This is a genomic window from Aeromonas sp. FDAARGOS 1408, from assembly GCF_019048665.1.
Classification (GTDB): Bacteria; Pseudomonadota; Gammaproteobacteria; order Enterobacterales; family Aeromonadaceae; genus Aeromonas; species Aeromonas dhakensis.
In genome coordinates this window covers 2,052,347-2,073,578 of record NZ_CP077394.1, presented here as the reverse complement: position 1 = coordinate 2,073,578, position 21,232 = coordinate 2,052,347, and the positions used below count along the sequence as shown (strand labels likewise).

The following is a 21,232-nucleotide window of genomic DNA, read 5'->3' as shown; positions in this document are numbered from 1 at the left end:
AAAAAAGGAATCATGACGTTATGGCTATCCCAACCCTGAACAATTACGCCATGCCCAGCCAGTGGAAGGCCAACAAGGTCAACTGGTCTCTGGATCCCAAACGCGCCGCCCTGCTGATCCACGACATGCAGGAGTACTTCACCGCCTTCTATGGCGAAAACAGCCCGCTGATCGCGGCGCTCACCGAGCGCCTGGCCGCCGTGCGCAAGCAGTGCAAGGCCCTCGGCATCCCGGTCTTCTACACCGCCCAGCCCAAGGATCAATCCCCTGAGGATCGCGCCCTGCTCAACGACATGTGGGGCCCGGGCCTCAACAAACGGCCCGAGCAGCAGCAGGTGGTGGCAGCGCTGCGCCCGGAGCGTGACGACACCGTGCTGGTCAAGTGGCGCTACAGCGCCTTCCAGCGCTCCGAGCTCGAGCAGATGCTCAAAGAGTTGGGACGGGATCAGCTGATCATCGGCGGCATCTACGGCCATATCGGCTGCATGATGACCGCCTGCGACGCCTTCATGCGCGACATCCAGCCCTTCTTCCTGGCGGACGGGGTGGCGGACTTCTCCCTGGCCGATCACCAGATGGCGCTCGACTACGTGGCGACCCGCTGCGGCAAGGTGATCCGCTGCGAGGAGGTGCTGGCCCTTGCCCCGGCCTCCGCTTCTGTAGCCCAGCCCACTAATCCCTTGCTGACCAATCCGCTCCTGACTTACGAGGGGCTCAAGGCACGGCTGCTGAGCCATATCGACGAGGACGAAGGGGAGTTTGACCCCGACGAGAACCTCATCGACTACGGTCTGGATTCGGTGCGGATCATGGCCCTGCTCACCGAGTGGCGCGCCGCCGGGGTGGAGCTCGGCTTCGTGGATCTCGCCAAGCTGCCGACCCTCAACGGCTGGTGGCGCCTCATCGAGGCCAGGCTGGCAGCCCAGGCGCTGGAGGTGACCCCATGAACCGCTTCCCCTTGACCATCCCCCAGCAGGGGCTCTGGTCCGGACATCTGCTCAATGACGACAAGGCGATGTTCAACACCGCCGAGTGCATCGCCTTCGATGGCAAGGTGGAGGCGGCCGTGCTGGTCGCAGCCCTTGCCAAGGCGGTGGGGGAGTGCGAGGCGCTCAAGGGCCACTTCGAAGATGATAAGGAGGCGGTCTGCTTCGTCCCGGCCGAGCTGCCCCTGGCCTATGAAGAGGTCTCCCTTGAGCGCGATGACGAGACGCTGGCCCGCGCCTGGGCCTGGGCCGATCTGCGCCGCCCGTTCGAGTTGACCCAAGAGGCGCCCTGCCGCTTCGCCCTGCTGCGCGGCCCTGGCCGTGATTACCTCTACAGCTGTGTGCACCACATCGCCCTCGATGGCTTTGGCACCACCCTGCTGTTCCAGCGCATCGCCGAGCTGTATGCAGAGGGGCTGGCCGGTGAGATGCACTCCCCATCCCCCTTCGGCTCTCTGGCGGAGGTGCTGGCGGAAGAGGCGAGCCGTGAGCAGAGCGGCAAGAACGCCGCCGCCCGCGCCTTCTGGCAGGAGCAGCTGCAAGCCTGGCCCGAGGTGAAGTCCTTTGGCGAAACCCGCGCGCCGATTGCTGCCAACTTTATCCGCGAGAGCCGCCCGCTGCCGGCGGCGCTGTGGCAATCCCTGACCGGCTTTGCCGATGGGCACAAGCTGGGCTGGCCCGATCTGCTGCTGGCCGGCCTCTCGGCCCAGCTGTCGCTTTCGAGCGGTCAGGATAAGACCCTGCTCGGCCTGATGATGATGAACCGCATCGGCTCGGCGTCGCTGACCGTGCCCTGCATGCAGATGAATATCACCCCCTTGGCTCTTGCGCTTGATGAGACGCTGGATCTGGCAGGGGCCGCCGGCGCCGTGGCCAAGGCCAAGCGCGGGGTACGCAAACACCAGCACTACCGCTATGAGCTGCTGCGCCGCGACCTTGGCCTGGTGGGGGGTGACAAGCGCCTGTTCGGCCCGCTGGTCAACATCATGCCGTTCGATCACGCTCGCCGCTTCGGGCAGCTATCTGCCCATATTCTCAACATCAGCGCCGGCCCGGTGGAAGATCTCACCATCGAGGTGCAGGTCGGCGTCGATGGCCAGCCCAGACTGGATCTGGACGCCAACTCCGGCTGCTACCAGCAGGGAGATCTGGCGGCCATCGCCGACACCCTGCTTGCCCTGCTGGGCCGCTGGCTGACCGAGCCCGCCCAGACCCTGGGGACCCTCAAGGCCGACTGGCTGGCCGAGCAGCGGGCCAGCGCCCTGATCACCGGCCCCGCCCATGAAGTGATCAAGGCACGGCCGGTGCTGGAGGCGCTCTGCCACTTCGCCGCCCAGACCCCGCACAAGATTGCCTTGATTCAGAGCACGGCGCAGGGAGAGGCCCGCTTCAGCTATGAGGCGCTGCTGGCCAGATCCGAACAGATGGCGGCCGCCCTGCAGGCAGCAGGCGTCGCCCCCGGCGACAAGGTGGGGGTCATGCTGGCCCGCACCCCCCAGGCCATCTTCGCCCAGCTGGCGGTGCTGCTGGCGGGCGCCGTCTATGTGCCGCTCGACCCTGAGCAACCGCTGGAGCGCCAGGGCCATATTCTGCGGCTGGGGGAGGTCAAGACCCTGATCACCCAGGCCGAGTATCGCCACAAGCTGGCCAGCCTGTTTGAGGGGCGCACGCTGCTGGCGGGGGATCTGGTGAGCGATAACCGCTTGAACCAGCCGGCCGCCGGCCGCGCCGTCGCCTACCTGATGTTCACCTCGGGCTCGACCGGCCTGCCCAAAGGGGTGGCAGTGAGCCACGGCGCGCTGGATCACTTCGCCGCCGCCGCCCGCTGCCGTTATCACCTGGATGAAGACGCGCGGATGCTGCAATTTGCCCCCTTCAACTTCGACGCCAGCATCGAGGAGGTGTTCGCCACCCTGAGCGCCGGCGCCACCCTGGTGCTGCGCACCGACGCCCTGCTCGAATCCATGCCCGCCTTTGCGGCCGGGGTGGAGCAGATGGGGATCACCCACCTCGACCTGCCCACCGCGTTCTGGAACGAATGGGTGGTGGCGCTGACGGCGGGTCAGGCCCACATTCCTGCCGGACTTACCACCGTCATCATCGGCGGCGAGGCGGTCTATCCCGAGCAGCTGGCCCAGTGGCAGCGTCAGGGCCGCTCCGATGTGCGCCTGTTCAACACCTACGGCCCCACCGAAACGACCGTGGTGGTGACCACCCAGGAGCTGCAGCAGGAAGATCCGAGCCAGACCCAGCTGCCCATCGGCCTGCCGCTGCCCGGCATGCAGGCGCTTATTCTGGGGGCGGGGGAGCAACCTGCCAGCGAGGGTGAGCTGGTGCTGCTCGGCCCGCAACTGGCCAACGGCTATGTGGGCAGCGCGCAGAGCGCGAATGTGCAGAGTGCGCAGGGCGGTTTCGGCACCCTGCGGATCGGTGAGGAGGCTGTGCCCGTCTATCGCACCGGCGATCGGGTGCGCCTGGTGGCTGGCCGGCTGGTCTACCTCGGTCGGCGCGACAACGAGTTCAAGATAAGCGGCTATCGCATCCAGCCCGGCGAAGTGGAGGCCCAACTGCTGGCCCTGCCCGGGGTGGACGAGGCCTGCGTACAGGGGGTGAGCATCGGCAGCGTGCGCCGGCTGGTGGCCTTCGTGGCGGGGGCGGAGCGCGACAGCCGGGTCATCAAGGCGCAGCTGGCCAGGGTGTTGCCTGCCGCCATGATCCCCACCGACTATCGCCACTATGACCAGCTGCCCCGCACCGGCTCCAACAAGCTGGATCGCAAGGCCCTGCTGGCCGCCTACCAGGCGGGTGGTGAGGCGTTGACCCTTGGCAGCGAAACCGAGAACCGGGTCGGCACCATCTGGCAGCAGATCCTGGGGCTCGCCACCATGGCGCCCACGGACAACTTCTTCGAGCTGGGGGGCCAGTCCCTGCAGACCATCCAGATAGTCAATCGGCTCGGCGCCGAGTTCGGGGTGCAGGTCAAGGTCTCCGACGTGTTCGATCACCCGCGACTCGATGACTTCTGCCGCTTCCTCGACGGCCTGCTTGCCGAGGACGAAGAGAGCGTGGAGATGGTGTGGTGATGGATAAGGAGCAACAAGCAATGGCCTTTGATTTCACTGGCAAGCGGGTCTGGGTGACCGGGGCCGGGCGTGGTATCGGCCGCGAGGTGGCAACGCAGTTCGTGGCGGCCGGCGCATCCGTGGTGGGGCTGGATCTGGCGTTTCCCGAAGCCGATTACCCCTATGCCACCCGGCTGCTCGATATCGGCGACTCGAAGGCGGTCAACGCCTGCTGCGCAGCGCTGTTGGTGGACGGCGGGCTCGATGTGCTGGTCAACGGGGCCGGGGTCTTGCGCCTCGGCTCCACCGAAACCTTAAGCGATGACGACTGGCACGACTGCATGACGGTCAACACCAGCGGCGTCTTCTATCTGCTGCGGGCCCTGGTGCCCCACTTCAAGGGGCAGCGGCGCGGTGCCATCGTCACCATCGGCTCCAACGCCGCCCATGTGCCGCGCATGCAGATGGCGGCCTATTGCGCCTCCAAGGCGGCGGTCACCAGCCTGACCCAGACGGTGGGGCTGGAGCTGGCCCCCTTCGGCGTGCGCGCCAACCTGGTGTCGCCGGGCTCGACGGATACCCCCATGCTGCGCGGCATGCTGCCAAGCGAGGAGGCCATGGCCCGCACCATCGCCGGGTTGCCGGAGCAGTTCAAGCTCGGCATCCCCCTGCGCAAGGTCGCCACCCCGGCGGAGATCGCCCATACCGTCCTCTTCCTGGCCTCGGATCTGGCCAGCCACATCACGCTGCAGGATCTGGTCGTCGACGGCGGCGCCACCCTGAGTGCCTGAGGCTTGAGAAACAGATGAACAATATGATTTTGCTGTTGAAACGGCTGGGCGGTCAGAGCGTGAAGCTAGCCCTGAATGAGAAGGGGCAGGACGGTTTTTCTTCCCATCGAGCCACGCCGGCTGTCTGAGGTACAGATGAACAATATGATTTTGCTGTTGAAACAGCTGGAACGGCAGGGGGTCAAGCTGGCGCTGAACGACAAGGGCCAGCTTATCTCCCAGTCGAGCAAGGAGGCGGTGACGCCGGCCATCGGCGCCACCATCAAGGCCCACAAGGATGAGCTGGTGCGCTGCCTGGCGGCCCGTGCCGCCTTCGAGGCGCCCATTCTTGCGCAACGTGAGGCCGAGGGCGCCCGGCAGGGGCCGCTCTCCTCCTCCCAGAGCGGGCTCTGGTTTATCGAGCAGTACGAGGAGGCCTCCCACCTCTACAACATGCCGGTCTATTTTCGCGTCAAGGGAGAGCTGGACACTGCGGCGCTGGAGTTTGCCTTCGACCACCTGTTTGCCCGCCACCCCAGCATGCGCACCCGCTTCATCAAGGACGAGGCGGGCAGGGGGGCGCAGGAGATCCTGCCCCACACGCCCTTCACGTTGCAGATTGAGGACGTGAGCGCAGAGCCCGCAGCCGAGCGCGAGGCTTATGTGGCCAGGCGGGTGCGCGAGGAGATAGGGCGCCCCTTCTCCCTGACCCGGGGGGATCTCAGCCGGGTGCACCTTATTCGGCTGGGCAGCCGCGAGCACGTGCTGCTGATCACCCAGCACCACATCATCTCCGACGGCTGGTCGGTCAAGAATATGTTCGCGGATCTCAAACGCGCCTTTCTTGCCCATCAGAACCGCGAGCCCCTGCAGGTGAGCGAGCTGCCGCTCACCTACATCGACTATGCCCGCTGGTTCAACTCACCGCGTTTTCTCGATTATCACGCCGAGTTCAAGCCGTTCTGGGTCGACCGGCTCGGTGGCAGCCCCGAAGTGCACGGCCTGCCGCTCGACAAGCCGCGCCCGGCCCATCAGGACAGCGGCGGCGAGCTGGTCTTCTCCACAATCGACAACGATCTGTGGGAGAGCTTCAAGCGCCTGTGTCAGCGCCACAGCACCTCCAACTTCATCGGCCTGCACGCCCTGTTTGCATTGCTGATGGTGCGCCAGAGCGGCGAGAAGGAGGTGGTGATCGGCACCCCGCTCGCCTATCGCGAGCGCCACGAGATCGAGTCGCTGGTGGGCTTTTTCGTCAATACCCTGGTGCTGCGCACTCAGCTCCGCGGCAAGCCCAGCTTTGTCGACTATCTGCAGCAGTGCCGGGAGGAAGATCTGGCGGCCTTCGATCACCAGCTCTACCGCTTCGAGGCACTGGCCGAGGCCATCGGCGCCGATCGCACCACCGCCATCAACCCCATCTTCCAGATCATGCTGGTCTATCAGGCCAAGGTGGACTTCAACGATCTCATCCCCGGCTGCCAGCTGGTGGAGGAGACCTCGCCTGTGTTGCCGGCCAAGACCGACATCTCGGTCAAGGTGACCGAGCTGATGGACTCCGTCCGGGTGGACTGGCTGTTTGCCACCGCCCTGTTCGAGCGAGAGACCATCCAGGCTCTTGCCGATCGCCTGCTGCACCTGATGCGCGCCGTGGTGGCGGCCCCCGGGACCGACATCTGGCAGCTGCCGCTGGAGGCGGGCACCGACCATGCAGCGCTGGCCGCACAGCTTGCCGACCTGCCGCGGGACTACCCGAGCCGCGACACCCTGCTCTGTCATATCGAGCGGCGCGCTGGGCAGTGCCCGGACGCGCTGGCGGTCAGCGACGGTGCGCAATCGTTGACCTATGGCGAGCTGGAGGTGCGCGCCAACCGGCTGGCCCACTGGCTGCAGGCTCAGGGCGTCACCCCGGGCGCCGCCATCGGCATCCAGGCCAGGCGCGATATCGCCTTCGTGGTTGCCCTGCTCGCCTGCTGGAAGGCGGGGGCGGCCTACGTGCCCCTCGACCCTGCCTATCCCGCCGAGCGGCTGGCCCATATCCTGAGCGACGCCAATATTGCGCTGGTGCTCGGGGGAGAGCCGGATGCCCGGCTTGCCGAGGCCATCAAGGGCACGACTGCCGCGTATCACGATCTGCACCAGCTTGCGCTGGACAAGATGCCCAGCAGCGCCCCTGCCGTGCCCCGCGATGCCGCCATGCTGGCCCAGATCATCTACACCTCCGGCAGCACCGGCCTGCCCAAGGGGGTCATGGTGGAGCAGGGCAGCCTGGTCAACCTGATGGCGGATCACGGCGAGCGCATCGCCCTTGGGAAGGGTGGCGCCATGTTCAACTGCATGTCCCTCTCGTTTGATGCTGGCAACATGACCAGCTTGCTGCCCCTCTACTGCGGCGCGGCCTTGCACTTCGGCGAGCCGGGGGAAGGGGTGATCGCTGCCGCCATCAGCAAGGGTGCCAGCCATATGATTTTGCCAACCGCCCTGCTCGCGAACCTGCTGCCAGCGGCGGAGCTCGGTTCCCTCAAGGCCATCGGCTTTGGCGGCGAGGCGTGCCCGAGCAGCCTGGTGGAGCGTTGGGGGGAGCGGGTGGCCCTCTTCAACATGTACGGCCCGACCGAGTGCACCGTCACCGCGCTCTGCGCGCGGCTCACCCCGGGGGCGCCCATCACCATAGGTCGACCGGTCAACAACCTGAAGGCGCTGATCCTGGACGAGGCGGGCAACCTCTGCCCGGTGGGGGTCCCCGGCGAGCTCTGCCTGGCGGGGCTGGGGCTGGCTCGCGGCTACCTCAATCTGCCGGAGCGCACCCAGGAGGCCTTTATCGAGCTGGCCTTTGATGCAACGAATGAGGAACGCACATATCGCCTCTATCGCACCGGCGATCGGGCCCTGCTGCGCCGCGACGGCAACATCCAGTATCTGGGCCGGATAGACGAGCAGATCAAGCTGCGCGGCTATCGCATCGAGCCGGGTGAGATAGAGACACGGCTTACCGAATTGTGCCCGGCCATTCGCCAGATCAAGGTGGTGGTGCAGGAGGGGCGCCTGCTCGCTTACGCCTGTTTGCAGGCCGGGGCAAGGGAGCCCGACGGCGATGCCCTGCTGCAGCGGGCCGGCGAGTGTCTGCCCGAATACATGGTGCCGGCGCGCCTCTGCTGGCTGCCCGAGATGCCGCTCACCCCCAACGGCAAGCTGGACTTGCGCCGCCTGCCCGCCATCGTCTGGCAGCAGAGCAAGGGCGAGCCGCAAAACGAACTGGAGCAGACCGTGCTGGCCATCTGGCAAGGGGTGCTCAAGCAACCGCTCGGGGTGGAGGATGACTTCTTCCGCTTAGGGGGTGACTCCATCCTCAGCATCCAGCTCACCACCCGGTTGCGGGATGCGGGGCTGCACTGCAGCGTGAAGGACGTGTTCGAAGCCAAGACGGTGCGCCGCCTCTGCCGCCAGCTCGGTCAGCAGCAGGCGGTCAGCCACCGGAGCGAGCAGGGCAGCCTGACCGGCGAGTTCCCGCTCCACCCCATTCAGCACTGGTTCTTCGAACAGGGCTTTGCCAAGCCCGGTCACTGGAACCAGGGGGTGATCCTGCGCCTGCCGGCCGGGGTGGACGATGAGGCCCTGCGCGGCTGGCTGGATACCCTGCGCCAGCACCACGATGCCCTGCGCCTGGCGGTGACCCCGACCGGTCAGCGCTACCTGGCCGAACTGCCATTGCCGCCGCTGCCGGCCCTGGATGCCGCCAATCTCGATGAGGCCGAACTGCAGGCCCGCCTGACCAAGTTGCAGGGAGATCTCGACCCAGCCAGCGGCCACACCCTGGCCTGGGCCCGCCTGCGCAATATCTCCTTGGAGGGCGATCGCGAGTGCGAGACGGTGGAGGGACTCTTCCTTGCCTTCCATCACCTGGTCATCGATGCGGTCTCCTGGCGCATCCTGGCCGAGGATCTGGCACGGGTGAGCAGGGGCGAGCCACTGCCCGCCAAGGGCAGCAGCTATCGCCAGTGGGGCGAGGGGCTGGCGGCCTACGCCAAACGGGAAGAGGATCAGCTTGGCTTCTGGCTGGCTCAGGGGGAAGGCAGCCAGGGTCACCTGCTGGAGGCGGCGCGCGCCACCGATGGCCGCGCCGCCGCCAGCCTGCTGCAGCTGAGTCAGGAGACCACGGCCCGTCTTATCGACACCGCCAACCAGGCCTACTTCACCCGGGTGCCCGACCTGCTGCTGGCGGCACTGACCCGTACCCTGAGCGAGCTGGGTTACGGCAACCGTCACTGCGTGATGCTGGAAGGACACGGCCGTGAGGCCATCGATGCTGAACTGGACGTGAGCCGAACCCTGGGCTGGTTTACCAGCACCTACCCACTGGCGCTGGCGGATGCCGGGGCGTGGGATGCGCTGGTGTGCGCCACCAAGGAGCAGCTGCGCGCCGTGCCGGACAAGGGGGTGGGCTTCAACGCCCTGCGGCTGCACCACCCACGTGGCTGGGCACTGCCCGAAGCCCTGGTGGTCTTCAACTATCTGGGGGTCAGCCATCAGGGCGAGGCCGCTCAGCCCTGGCAGCCTTTGCCGATGGCACCGGGGGCACCCACGTCCCCTGACAACCTGCCGCGCGAGCTGGTCAGCCTGCACGGGGGCGTGTTTGATGGCCGCCTCACCCTGCGCCAGGTGGGCGCCCTCAACCAGCAGGCGAGCGACGCCCTGATGGCGCGGCTGGCGGAGAACCTGACGGCGCTGGTGGAGCACTGCTGCAACCTGCAGGCTCCGCGTCACACCCCGAGCGACTTCCCGGGGCTTGGCCTCTCGCAAGCCGCGCTCGATCGGGTGCTGAGCGGGCGCGAGGTGGAGACCCTGCTGCCCATGACCTCGCTGCAGCAGAGCATGTTCCATCACAGGGCGTTGCTGCCCAGGGATCACGCCTATCACCTGCAGACCGAGATGGACTATCACCAGCCGCTGGACGTGGCGGTCTACCGTCAGGCCTGGCAGGGGCAGATCGCCCGCTGGCCGGCCCTTCGCAGCGAACTGGTGCTGGCGGACGGGGTGGCGCTGCAGCGCATCTTGAAGCACGCCGAGTTGCCATTCCACTATGAGGACTTGTCTGAAGTGGAAAATGCAGAGGCTCGGGTCCAGGCCTATCGCCAGCAGGATCTGGCCCGCCCGATCCCGCTGGAGCAGGCGCCCCTGCTGCGCCTTGCCTGCTTCAAATTGGCCCCCGATCACCACAAGGTGATCTTCAGCGCCCATCACGGCGTGCTGGATGGCTGGAGCGGCCCCGTGTTGCTGGGTTCCTTGCATCGCGCCTATCAGTCTCTCATGAACGGCCTGCTGCCGCAGCGCGATCCGGATACCGCCTGGCTCGAATTTGGCCGCCATATCGCCAGCCAAACCCGCAGCGCCGACGCCTACTGGCAGGGGCGGGGCGAGCTCTTGGCCAAGCCCAACGATCTCGCCTGCCTGTTCGGGGTGACGCTGGACGCGGGCGCAAGCGGGCGCCATACCCAGCAGCGATCGGCGCTGTGCGCCACGGCGCTGCCGGCCGAGGTGGCGACCTTGCTCGCACGCCGTGCCCGTGATCTTGGGGTGACCGCGGGCCTGTTGGCCCAATATGCCTGGCACCGTCTGCTGGCATGCCGCTCTGGCGATGCCGTTACCCTGGTGGGCAACGTGACCCCAGGCCGGGATTACCCCATCGAGGGGATCACCGCAAGCGTCGGGCTCTACATCAACAGCCTGCCGTTGGCCCTGGAGTGGCACACCGAGTTGAGCTTGGCCGAGCATATCGCCCGATTGCAGGCCGATCTGATGGCGCTCAATGAGCACGGCACCCAGTCGCTGGCGGCACTGACCAAAGGGCGGGCGCGTCTGTTCCAGAGCCTGTTCGTGTTCGAGAACTACCCCATGCCGGCGACCCCTGCCGCCCCCGAACCCCACCAACTGGTGCCGCGCTTTGGCGCCGTGGTGGAGAAGGTGGAGCTGCCGCTCTCCTTGGTGGTCAGCAGCCGGGGCGAGACGCTCCAGCTGCGCCTCGAGTTCGATGGCGAGCAGATCCCCGAGGCCCGGGCCGAGGCGGTGCTGGCTGACTGGCTGGCCGAGCTTGGCTGGCTGGCGCAGGCGGATCTGGGCCAGCCGGCCAGAGTGGCGACGGCACCGTCCCCGGCGAAGGCGCAAGTGGCCGCCACACCATCGACTGTCACACAAGTGGCTGCCCCCGGCCTAGCTCAGCCGCCGGCCGAGGCCCGCGCGCTGGTGGCCCTGTGGGAGCGCCTGTGCGGCGTGCCCGGCATCTGGCAGCAGACCCTGTGTGAACTCGGGGTGGATTCGGTGCAGCAGCTCGCCCTGCTGGCGGCCCTCAACGAGGCGTTTGCACAGGATCGAGCGCCGCTCACCCTGCAAACCCTCAAGGCCCACCCATCCCCCAGCCGGCTCTATCGGCACTGGCTGGTGCGCCAAACGGAGGCCGCGCTATGACAGTGACCATCAAGCATAAGACCCCGGCCGTGTCACCCCTGAGAGGCGCCTCCAAGGGGGCGGCCAACCTGGGCGCGCGGCTGGCGGCTTGCCTCGCTGCTACCCCGCTGGCCCCCGCCATCCGTATGGGCGGGGAGGGCATCAGTGAGGGCGGATCGGATGAGCAGTGGCTCAGCTACGGCGTGCTCAATGATCGGGTGGCCCAGATTGCCGCCCGCTTGCAGGGGCTGGCGGTGGGGGAGCGGGTCGGCCTCTATCTCTCCCGCAGCCCCGATCTGGTGGCCAGCCTGCTGGCCTGCCTGCGCCTTGGCCTCACCTTCGTGCCCCTTGAGCCGGACTTTCCGGTGGAGCGGCTGCAGGGGATCGCCCGTCAGGCGCGCCTGTCGGCGGTGATCTGCGACGGCGACAGGCCGGCTCCCGCCTTCGGCTGTCCGCTGCGCACCCTCAATGGGCCCGCAGCGGCAGGGACCGTCTCCTGGCCCCAGGTGGATGATGCCCTGGCTGCCTACATGATGTTCACCTCGGGCTCCACCGGTGAGCCCAAGGGGGTGGTCATCAGCCGGCGGGCCCTGCTCTGCTTCCTCGACGGGATCCGCGATCGGCTCGGGCTCTCACCGAGCTGCCACTGGCTCTTCATCACCACTCCGGCCTTCGATATCTCCCTGCTGGAGATGCTGGGGCCGCTCTGGGGTGGTGGCCGGCTGACGGTGGCCGGCGGCGAGCACAACAAGGATCCGCTGGGAATGATGGCGCTGCTCGAGGCGGATCCTTCCATCAACTGGCAGCAGGCCACTCCGGCCTGCTGGCGCATGCTGCTCAAGGCTGGCTGGCAGGGGCGCAATACCCTCACCGCCCTGTGCGGCGGCGAAGCGCTGGACCCAGGTCTGGCCGAGCAGCTCTGTGCCCGCACCCGGCGGCTGTGGAACTGCTACGGGCCGACCGAGGCCACCGTCTGGTCGTTGGTGAGCGAGGTGCGCTGGCCACGGCCTGATGGCCAGATCACCATCAGCCACAGCCTGCCCGGCTATCGGCACTGGGTGCTGGACGAGGCGGGGCAACCGGTGGCAGAGGGGGAGTGCGGCGAGCTCTGCATCGAGAGCCCGGCCCTGTGCGAGGGGTACTGGCGCAAGCCGGCCTTGACCCGCGCCGCCTTCCTGCGCCTGGCCACCCATCGCCTCTATCGCACCGGCGATCGGGTGCGGCGGCTGGGGGCGGACCGCTTCCTCTATCTGGGTCGGCGCGACGATCAGGTCAAGCTGCGCGGTTTTCGCATCGAGCTCGGCGAGGTGGAGGCGGGGCTGCGCCGCCAGGCCGGGGTGCAGGAGGTGGCGGTGCGTCTGGTGGGCGAGGGGGACGAGGCCATGCTGGTGGGCTACGTGGAGGCGAAAAGCGGGGTGACCCTCAATCGCCTCGCCCTGCGCAAGGGGCTGCAGGCGACGCTGCCGCACTATATGGTGCCGGCGCGGCTCATCCTGCTGGATGCCCTGCCCAAGACCGGTAGCGGCAAGCTGGACAGAAAGGCGCTGCCCTTGCCGGAATAAGTTGGGCGTTAAAAGCCATGGATAAAAAAGAAGCCCGCATATGCGGGCTTCTTTGTGGACGCTGATCACGCGGGCTTATTGGGTGATGGGGGCCGCATCGGGTTTGGCCAGCAGCTGCTCGACGTCGTCGATCACCTTGAGGGCCGCCTGGGGGCCGCCGGTGGAGGTCCAGAGCGACCCGTCCACGGCACCGAAGCGCTTGCTCTTGATGGCGCCGAGCTGCTGGAAGGCCGGGGTCTGTTCGGCCTGCTTCATGGCATCCACCGCATCGCCGCTGGCGCTCAGGGTGCCGATCACCAGCCAGTCGCCGTCCAGCAGGTTGAGGGATTCCAGGCTCAGGGCCGGGGAGTGGGGGGTCTTGTCACCGATCTGGTGGGTCGGTCGGGTCAGCCCCATCTCTTCCACCACGCTGCTGGCGAAGGTACCGCTGTGCATGTAGCTCGGGCCCTTGGGGTTCCAGCGCACTATGCTCAGGCGCTCGCCCTGATGCTTGGCAAGCTTGCTGCGGGCTTGCTGCAGGCGGGCGTCATACTGGGCGAGGAAGGTCTTGGCTTCGGCGTCCCGGTTCAGCACGTGGGCGCTGCGATTGAAGATCTCTTTCCAGGAGTCACCCCAGTTGCCGGTGACCACGGTGGGGGCGATCTCCTTGAGCAGGGCCAGCAGTTCGGGCTTGGTCTGGCCGGTGAGGATGAGATCCGGTTCCAGATCGATCAGCTTCTCCAGGTTGGGGTTGTCCAGATCGCCGACCACGGCGATCTCCTTGCCCGCCTGTTGCAGCAGGTAGCGGGGCAGGGTGGACTGGCCACGGCCATTGACGGTGCCGACCGGTTGCAGCCCCAGGGTCAGTGCGCTGTCCAGATCGATTTCGCTCAGTACCACCACCCGCTTGGGCTGGGCCGGTACGATCTGGGTCTTGCCGTTGGCATCGGTCACCTGACGGGTCTCGCTGCCGGCCTGTGCCTGGAAGCCGACCAGGCTGGCCAGCATCAGCACGGCAGCCAGGGGAGAGGAGATCTTCATCGTTACATCCTTCTTGGTGAAATCAGTGGAACACTGGGTCCCAAACGGGCGAACTCATGCTACCACAAATTCAAATGATAAGAATTGTCATTTGTGTTTGTGGTGTGTGGAGGGAGCAATTTGCTACCATGTTGGCTCATCCACCAAGGGCTCTTCGTGATGTTCATTGCCACTGCGCCAGCCTGTTCACTGGACCGCTTTATCGTGCAGGCTGACAGCCTGCCGCTGCCCGGCGCGGCGCACATGGCGCTGCAACGGGTCTGCTTTGACCCCGCCGCCTTCACCCTGGCCTGTTACGATGCGGCCGGCATGGTGCTGCCCGCCAGCTTGCAGCGCGCGGCCCCCAAGCGGCTGGGGGAGTTTCTGGCGGGGCGTCTTGCGGCCCGCGAAGCCCTGCGCCCCTTCAACCTCGCGGAGCACCCCGTGGCCATCGGCAACGCCCGCGAACCCTGCTGGCCTGCGGGGTTTGAAGGCAGCATCAGCCACAGCCTGTTGCAGGGGCGCGGCATGGCCCTGTGCGCGGTGCGCCCCGGTCGGGCGGGGATGGGGCTGGATCTGGAGGGCTGGCTGGCAGAGGGGCAGGCGAGCGAGCTCTGGCCCGGTATTGCCAGTGGGGAGGAGTGGGCCCGGCTGGCGGCCGCTGCCCGCGCCGTCGGCCTGAGCAGGGCTGAGGCGCTCACCTTGATCTTTTCGGCCAAGGAGAGCCTGTTCAAGGCGCTCTACCCCAGGGTGGGGCGCTATTTTGATTTTCTCGATGCCCGCTGGCTGGCCATGACGGAGCAGACCCTCACCCTTGAACTCGTGGACTCGCTGACCCCAGATCTGCCCGCCGGTTGGCGCTGCACGCTCTACTGGCAGCCAATGTACTGGCAGGCACTGCATTGGCAAACACGGCACTTGCAAACACGGTCGGGCGGGGTGCTCACCAGCCTGCTGCTGTGAATGGCGGAGCGCCGAGCTGCAAACATAAAAAAACCGCCTCTCGGCGGTTTTTTTATGGGGCTCAGGCCGGTTGGCGCATGGCAAAGGCCTGCGGTCTGCGGCGCGGCACTATGATGGGGGCGCCGTCGCCGGGGGCGTGCAGTATGTCCACGTCGGTCTGGTAGAGGCGGTCGATGAGGGACTTGGTCACCACCTCGCGGGCCGGCCCCATGGCCTGGATGCCGCCATCCCCCAGTGCGATCAGCTCGTCGCAGTAGCGGGCGGCGGTGGCGAGATCGTGGATGACGATGAGCACCGTCTTGCCCTCGGCGGTGATCTGGTGGATGGCCTCCATCACCTCGGTCTGGTGGCCGATGTCGAGGGCGCTGGTGGGTTCATCCAGCAGGATGATGTCTGCATCCTGGGCCAGCACCATGGCGAGCCACACCCGCTGGGCCTGGCCGCCGGAGAGGGAGCTGGCGCTCTGCTGCAGAATGTCGCCCAGCTGCATCCGCTCGCAGGCCCAGCGCACCATGCGGGCATCCTCCTCGCTCCACTGATTGAACCAGCCCTGATGGGGATGGCGGCCGTACTGCACCAGCTGCTCGACCTGGATGCCGGCGGGTACCAGCGGGCGCTGGGGCAGGTAGGCGAGCTCGCGGGCCAGCGCCTTCTTGCCGTAGCTTGCCAGCGGCTTGCCCTTGAGCAGGATCTCGCCGGCCTGCTGCTGCTCCTGGCCTGCCAGCAGTTTGAGCAGGGTGGACTTGCCGCCGCCGTTGGGGCCGACGATCCCCACCAGCTTGCCCTGGGGAATGGTGAAGGAGATGTCGTTGAAGACGGGCTTGTGCTGATAGCCAAATTGCAGGTGATTGATGGTGAGCGTCATCAGGCGGCCCTCGGTCTGTCTTGAAAATGGATGAATGGCATCGTCAGTCGGCCTTCTGGCGGTCTTTGAGCAGGATGAACAGCAGCAGCAGGCCGCCGAGAATACGGGTCATGATGCCGGTGGCCACCTCGTGGGGGCTGGCCAGCACCCGCACCAGGGTGTCGCTGGCCAGCAGCAGCAGGGCGCCGCACAGGGCGGCAATCCACAGCGGCACGATGCGATCCCGGCTGAGCCAGGAGGCGAGCACCGGGGCCGCCATGGCGATGAACACCACCGGGCCGCCGATGGCGGTGCCGAGCGCCGCAACGACGATGGCCTGGGCCAGCACGCCGAGCTGCACCCGGTTGACGTTCACCCCCAGACTCTGGGCGGTGACGGGGCCCAGACGCAGTACGCCGAGGGCCCGGGAGAGATAAATGATCCAGGGGCAGACCAGCAGGATCAGGATCCCCACCGGCAGCACAGTGCTGTAACCCTGGCCGACGAAGTTTCCCATGTTCCACAGGTAGAGACTGGTGAGGTGCACCAGCGACTGGGTGGACATCACGAACTGGCCGATGGCGTTCATCAGCTCGGAGACCCCGATGCCGATCACCACGAACAGGTAGCCCTGCTCCCCCGGCTTGTTGCACAGGGCATAGAGCACGGCGGCGGCAAACAGGGCACCCAGCGGCGCGGCCCACCAGGGCCAGCTGCCCAGAGTCAGGTAGAGGGAGAAGGCGATGATGGCCAAGGAGGCCCCCTCGTTGACCCCGATCATGTCCGGGGTGGCGAGGCGGTTGCGAATGAGGGTCTGCACCAGGCAGCCGGAGAGGCCCATGGCCGCTCCCGCCACCAGCACGGCGACGATGCGCGGCAGCCGGATCTTGAAGACGGTCACCTCGCTCAGCCGGTTACCCTCGCCAAGCAGGGTCTGGATCACCCCCAGCATGGTGAGCTTGCCGGAGCCCAGGGTCAGCGCCAGCAGGGAGAGCAGCACCAGGGCGACCAGCAGCCCCAGCGTGATGAGCCAGGCGCGGCGGTGCAGCAACAGGGTGCGGCTGCCAATGCGCAGGCCGATGGTGCCGGTGGGAAGCGCCGTGTTGGGGGAGGGATGGATGGGATTGTTCATGAGGCAGGCAACCTTATTTGACGGCCAACAGGGAGCGGAAGCCGCCGCTGCGCACCACCAGGATGAGCACGGGGGCACCGATCAGCGCCAGGATCACCCCGTTGGGCAGCTCGAACGGCTGGATCAGCCAGCGTGCCAGGATGTCGGCACCGAGCAGGAACAGCACCCCGAACAGGGCGGAGAAGCGCACCTGGATGGCGAGGCGCACCGGCTCCACCAGGCGGGCGCAGTAGGCGGCGAGAAAACCGACGAAGCCGATGGGGCCGGCGATGGCGATGGCGCAGGCGGTAAACAGGGTGGCGGCCAAGAGCACGCCGATGCGCACCCGGGTCGGCCGGATGCCGAGCGCCAGCGCCTGGCTGTCACCCATCTGCATCAGGGTGAGCTGACGGCAGAGCGCCAGGGTCAGCAGCAGGCCGAGCAGGGCAAAGGGCATCACGGTGAGCACCGCATCGAGATCCGAGGCGGCCAGCGACCCCAGATTCCAGAAGCGGAACTGCTCCAGCACCACCTGGTTGGAGAGCAGCAGGAAGTTGGAGAGGCCGCCGAAGGTGGCGGAGAGGGCGACCCCCACCAGGATGAGCTTGAGGGGGTTGGAGCGCCCCACCATCAGGCCGAGGCCGAGCACGATGAGGTTGCCGAGCAGGGCCCCCATGCCGGACCAGAGCAGGTAACCGTAGGCGGATTCGACGCCAAAATAGGTGAGGCCGATCACCAGGGCGAACACGGCCCCGGCGTTGACCCCGAGCAGGCCGGGTTCGGCCAGCGGATTGCGGGTGGCGCTTTGCAGCATGGAGGCCGCCAGCGCAAGAGAGACGCCCACCACCAGGGCACACAGGGTGCGGGGCAGACGCAGGGTGTGAACTATCATGGCGAGTTTTTCATCGGTCACGAGGGCGGGATCGCCCAGCAGAAAACCGGCGACCTCGCGGCCACCATAGACACCGGCGCCAGTGGCCAGTGACAGACAGATCAGCAGGAACAGGAGGATCACTCCCAGCCAGAACAGGTGTGTTTGGTGTCTCTGCACCCGGCTACTCCTTCATGTCGAGGCAATAACAGCAGAAAGAGGGGAGCCCTGACGGACTCCCCTGCGGGGCTTACAGCTTGTAATCCACGCCAGCGTAGACGGTACGACCTTCCAGAATGAAGTCGGCGTCGGTGGCGACCTGGTCACGCTTGGTGTTGGTGAGGTTGGTGATGCCCAGCTTGAAGTCGAGCGCCGGGGTGACCTTCCACTTGGTGTTGACGTCCAGGGTCTGGTAGCTGTCGGACTTGAGCGCCTGGGAGTTGTGCATCGGCACCTTGATGAACTGGCTGCCTACGTACTGCCAGGCCAGGTTGGTGCTGACGATCTCGGTGGCTTGCCAATCCAGGCTCAGGTTGCCGGTGTGATCCGGGGTCTTGGCCAGATCGTCGCCGGTGCTCTTGTCTTCGGAGTCCAGCATGGTCCAGTTGCCGGTCAGCTTGACGTCGTCCATCACATCGACCCAGCCGGTCAGCTCCAGCCCCTTGACCCGCGCCTTCTTGACGTTGAGGTAGGTCATCACGCTCGGACGATAGCCCGGGCCCCACTGATCGCTCTGGATCAGATCCTCGATGTCGTTGTGGAAACCGGTGAGGCCGGCGCCAAAGCGCTCTGCTTCATAGGCGGTGCCCAGCTCGTAGCTGACGGCGGTTTCCGGTTTCAGATCCGGGTTGCCGATGACCTTGCAGGCGCCGCGGCAGGCGGTGGTGGCGAAGCCTTCGCTGGACTGGGCCAGGGTCGGGGCCTTGAACGCCTTGCCGGCGCCGCCCTTGATCACCCACTCGTCGCTCAGCTTGTAGAGCGCATAGGCACGCGGGCTGAACTCGTTGCCATAGGTTTCGTGGTGATCCAGACGACCGGAGAGGGTCAGCGCCAGATCGCCAAAGCCGAACTCGTCTTGCAGGTAGAGGGCGCTCTGGCTCGCATCCACGCTGCCGTTGGTGATGCTGCGGCTGTGCTCCAGCTCGGTCTTGCGGAACTCTGCGCCGGAAGTCAGTAGGTGATCCCCGAGGTAACCGCTCAGCTGGCCGTCGACCGTGTGGTTGGTCTGGGTGACGTCGGCCGCGCCGCCGTTGAGCTGGGAGTCATCCATCAGATCGGTCTGCTCGAAGTAGTAGCGAGCCCGGCTGTCGAAGTGTTCCCAACGGCCGTTGTGGGTGACCCCCAGGCTCAGCCGATCGAGTTTTTGCACGTTGTGCGGAGTGGCCGGGGCGGTGGGGGCGCGCGGCACGTTGTTGAAGTAGCTGTCCATGTCGTTCTGGTTGTAGCCCAGATCGAACTCCACGTCCTGGTTATCGCTGACCAGCCACTTCAGGCTGGAGAGCATGTTGACCACTTCCCGTTTCTCCAGCGCATCGGCGTCCTTGTTGTTGGACTGATCGCTGTGCCAGCGGTCGCGCTGATAGCCTTCCACCACCAGGCTGCCGAGCAGCTTGTTGTCGATCAGGGCGCCGGAGACGAAGGCGTTGCCACGGTTGGCATCACCGCCATCACCCTTGGTGGGCATGGTGTGGGTGTAGCCGAAGGCCGCCTCGGTCTGCTCCTTGGCCTGGCGCAGGATCACGTTGACCACGCCGCCGAGGGCGTCTGCGCCATAGAGGGAGGAGACGGGACCGCGGATCACCTCGATGCGCTCGATGGCAGCCATGGGGATGGAGCTCAAGTCGAAGTCATTGCCAAACGAGCTGCCCAGGGTTTCGCGGGCGTTGACCCGCTTGCCGTTGATCAGCAGCAGGGTGTAGTCGCCGCCCATACCACGGATCTTGATCTCGTTGCGGCCGGTGGGGTTGGTGCCGATGACGTTGACGCCGGGCACGTGCTTGAGCGCTTCGCCAATGTTGTTGGCGTTCATCTTGTCCAGATCGGCGCGGGTCACCACGGAGACGCTGGCCGGTGCTGAAAGCTCGGTGTGCTTGGTCTGGGTGGCGGTGACCACTAGGGTCTCGTTGGCTTTGGGCGCTTCGGCCTGGGCCAGGCCCGGCAGGGCGATAAGGCCGAGGGAGAGCAGGATGGGGTTCAGGCGAAAGACGCCGGGCTGCAACTGCATAGTCAAAACTCCATGAATAAAACAGAGGTTATGGGGTCCGGCTCTGGGGCCGGTGGCTCACTGACTTCCTTGTCTGGCGGGGCCAGACTCGGGATTATTGTTGTTCCTTGTCTGTGCCAGCTCCTTGAGCAGGAGCCAGACACCGCCGCAGGCCAGCAGACCGCAGCCGATATTGATCCAGGCGAGCTGGGCGAAGCCGTGCAGGGCGCCGCTCTGATCCGACACCAGCAACCTGGCCGAGAGCAGGCTGCCAAGCCCGGCCGCTACATTGGTGACCGTGCCCTGAAAAGACATGAAGGCGGCGCGCTGATGGGGGGCCGGGATGGATGCGGTGATGGCGAGGGTCGAACTGGAGCGGGCCGAGCTCAGCGCCATGAACAGGGTGAACAGCAGGTAGACGGGCACGCCGACCGGCATGGCGAAACCGAGCAAAGTGATCAGCGCCAGCAGCAGGCTGGTGATCAGGATGGCGGCCTGGGCCCGGCCCTGATCAATCCAGCCACCGCACAGCCGCATGGTGGCCATGCTGGCGAGGCCGCCGCACAGGTAGAGGGCGGCGATCTGCTCGCGCGGGAAGGCGAGGTTGAACTGGAAGTAGTTGGCAAAGTGCGGGATCAGCAGGAAGTGGCCGAACATCTGCAGGCAGAGGATCAACAGGGCCCCCTGGCAGAGCGGCGATCCCAGCAGCTGGCGCAGGCCGCTGCCGTGAGGGGCGCGGTTGACCGGCAAGGAGGGCAGCAGGCGGCTGCTCAGCAGTGCCAGCAGCAGGCCGCAGACACCAAACAGCAGGAAGGGGCTCTGCCAGCCAAACCACTGGGCCAGCACCAGGGCGATGGGCACCACCAGAATGGCGGCCAGGGAGAACGCCATGCCCACGTAGGCGAGACGGCGGCCCCGCTCGGCGGGCGGTACCAGATCCAGCACGGCTGCCATCAGGATGGCGGCGAGCGGCCCGGCCACACAGCCCGACAGGACGAACAGCACCAGCAGTTGCTGGCTGTCTTGCACCAGGGCGCAGGCCATCAGCAGCAGAAAACGCAGGGTGAGCAGCACCAGCAGGGCGGGTTTGCGGTTGACCCGATCGAGCCAGGGGGCGGCGATGAGCCCCATCAGGGCGGCCCCCAGGGTGGCGCCGCCGCTGAAGTAGCCGGTCTGCTCCGGCTGCATGCCGAGGCTGATGACCAGATCCGGCCCAAGGGGCATCACCATCATCATGCTGCCCATGGAGAGCATGTTGACCAGCAGGGCAAGGTGGATGGCGGCGGGGGTGGTGGTGACTGGCTTCATCGACGGCAAGCTCGAAAAAATGAGACCGAATTGTATCCGAGCGATTTTTTCGTGACAACAAATGGTAATCATTTTTATTTGTGTTATTTGATCTATCTCCGCTCTTTTCATCGAA

Annotated in this window: 12 protein-coding genes; 6 read left to right on the top strand and 6 right to left on the bottom strand. The window is 66.4% G+C overall.

Annotation, left to right across the window (positions count from 1 at the left end; translation table 11 throughout):
• Positions 1-20 precede the first annotated feature (20 nt).
• The 5 genes from amoB (at position 21) to amoH (ending at position 12,818) form a co-directional block, all read left to right on the top strand.
• The gene (amoB, locus tag I6L38_RS09605; RefSeq protein ID WP_216989480.1) at positions 21-947 is read left to right on the top strand and encodes an amonabactin biosynthesis bifunctional protein AmoB; all 927 of its coding nucleotides are present in this window, start codon (positions 21-23) and stop codon (positions 945-947) included.
• On the top strand, positions 944-4,069 hold the full coding sequence (amoF, locus tag I6L38_RS09600) for an amonabactin biosynthesis non-ribosomal peptide synthetase AmoF (RefSeq protein ID WP_216989479.1): 3,126 nt from the start codon (positions 944-946) through the stop codon (positions 4,067-4,069). Before amoB ends, amoF begins: the two co-directional genes overlap by 4 nt.
• A gap of 20 nt (positions 4,070-4,089) precedes the next feature.
• The gene (amoA, locus tag I6L38_RS09595) at positions 4,090-4,839 is read left to right on the top strand and encodes an amonabactin biosynthesis protein AmoA (protein ID WP_216989478.1); all 750 of its coding nucleotides are present in this window, start codon (positions 4,090-4,092) and stop codon (positions 4,837-4,839) included.
• A 135-nt stretch (positions 4,840-4,974) separates the two neighbouring features.
• On the top strand, positions 4,975-11,277 hold the full coding sequence (amoG, locus tag I6L38_RS09590) for an amonabactin biosynthesis non-ribosomal peptide synthetase AmoG (protein WP_216989477.1): 6,303 nt from the start codon (positions 4,975-4,977) through the stop codon (positions 11,275-11,277).
• Complete coding sequence (gene amoH, locus I6L38_RS09585) at positions 11,274-12,818, top strand: amonabactin biosynthesis glycine adenylation protein AmoH (protein WP_216989476.1); 1,545 nt, start codon at positions 11,274-11,276, stop codon at positions 12,816-12,818. The genes amoG and amoH overlap by 4 nt, the downstream gene beginning before the upstream one ends.
• Positions 12,819-12,893: 75 nt before the next feature.
• Here amoH and I6L38_RS09580 read toward each other — a convergent pair whose 3' ends face one another.
• Positions 12,894-13,838 (bottom strand): amonabactin ABC transporter substrate-binding protein, encoded by a 945-nt coding sequence (locus tag I6L38_RS09580; RefSeq protein WP_216989475.1) that lies wholly within the window; start codon positions 13,836-13,838, stop codon positions 12,894-12,896.
• A 156-nt stretch (positions 13,839-13,994) separates the two neighbouring features.
• On the opposite strand from I6L38_RS09580, the gene amoD reads away from it, so the two are divergent.
• Entirely contained in the window at positions 13,995-14,780 is a 786-nt protein-coding gene (amoD, locus tag I6L38_RS09575) for an amonabactin biosynthesis phosphopantetheinyl transferase AmoD (protein ID WP_216989474.1), read from the top strand.
• 61 nt (positions 14,781-14,841) lie between these two features.
• Here amoD and I6L38_RS09570 read toward each other — a convergent pair whose 3' ends face one another.
• The 5 genes from I6L38_RS09570 to I6L38_RS09550 form a co-directional block, all read right to left on the bottom strand.
• A complete protein-coding gene (locus I6L38_RS09570) occupies positions 14,842-15,645 on the bottom strand; it encodes an amonabactin ABC transporter ATP-binding protein (protein ID WP_029300593.1) in 804 nt (267 codons plus the stop codon).
• Positions 15,646-15,688: 43 nt separating this feature from the next.
• Entirely contained in the window at positions 15,689-16,756 is a 1,068-nt protein-coding gene (locus tag I6L38_RS09565) for an amonabactin ABC transporter permease subunit 1 (protein ID WP_216989473.1), read from the bottom strand.
• Between the two features lie 13 nt (positions 16,757-16,769).
• Positions 16,770-17,786, bottom strand: coding sequence for an amonabactin ABC transporter permease subunit 2 (locus I6L38_RS09560; protein WP_216989472.1), 1,017 nt, complete (start codon positions 17,784-17,786; stop codon positions 16,770-16,772).
• Between the two features lie 70 nt (positions 17,787-17,856).
• Entirely contained in the window at positions 17,857-19,830 is a 1,974-nt protein-coding gene (locus tag I6L38_RS09555) for a siderophore amonabactin TonB-dependent receptor (protein ID WP_010633764.1), read from the bottom strand.
• A gap of 57 nt (positions 19,831-19,887) precedes the next feature.
• The gene (locus I6L38_RS09550) at positions 19,888-21,117 is read right to left on the bottom strand and encodes a siderophore amonabactin export MFS transporter (protein ID WP_216989471.1); all 1,230 of its coding nucleotides are present in this window, start codon (positions 21,115-21,117) and stop codon (positions 19,888-19,890) included.
• Positions 21,118-21,232: the final 115 nt, after the last annotated feature.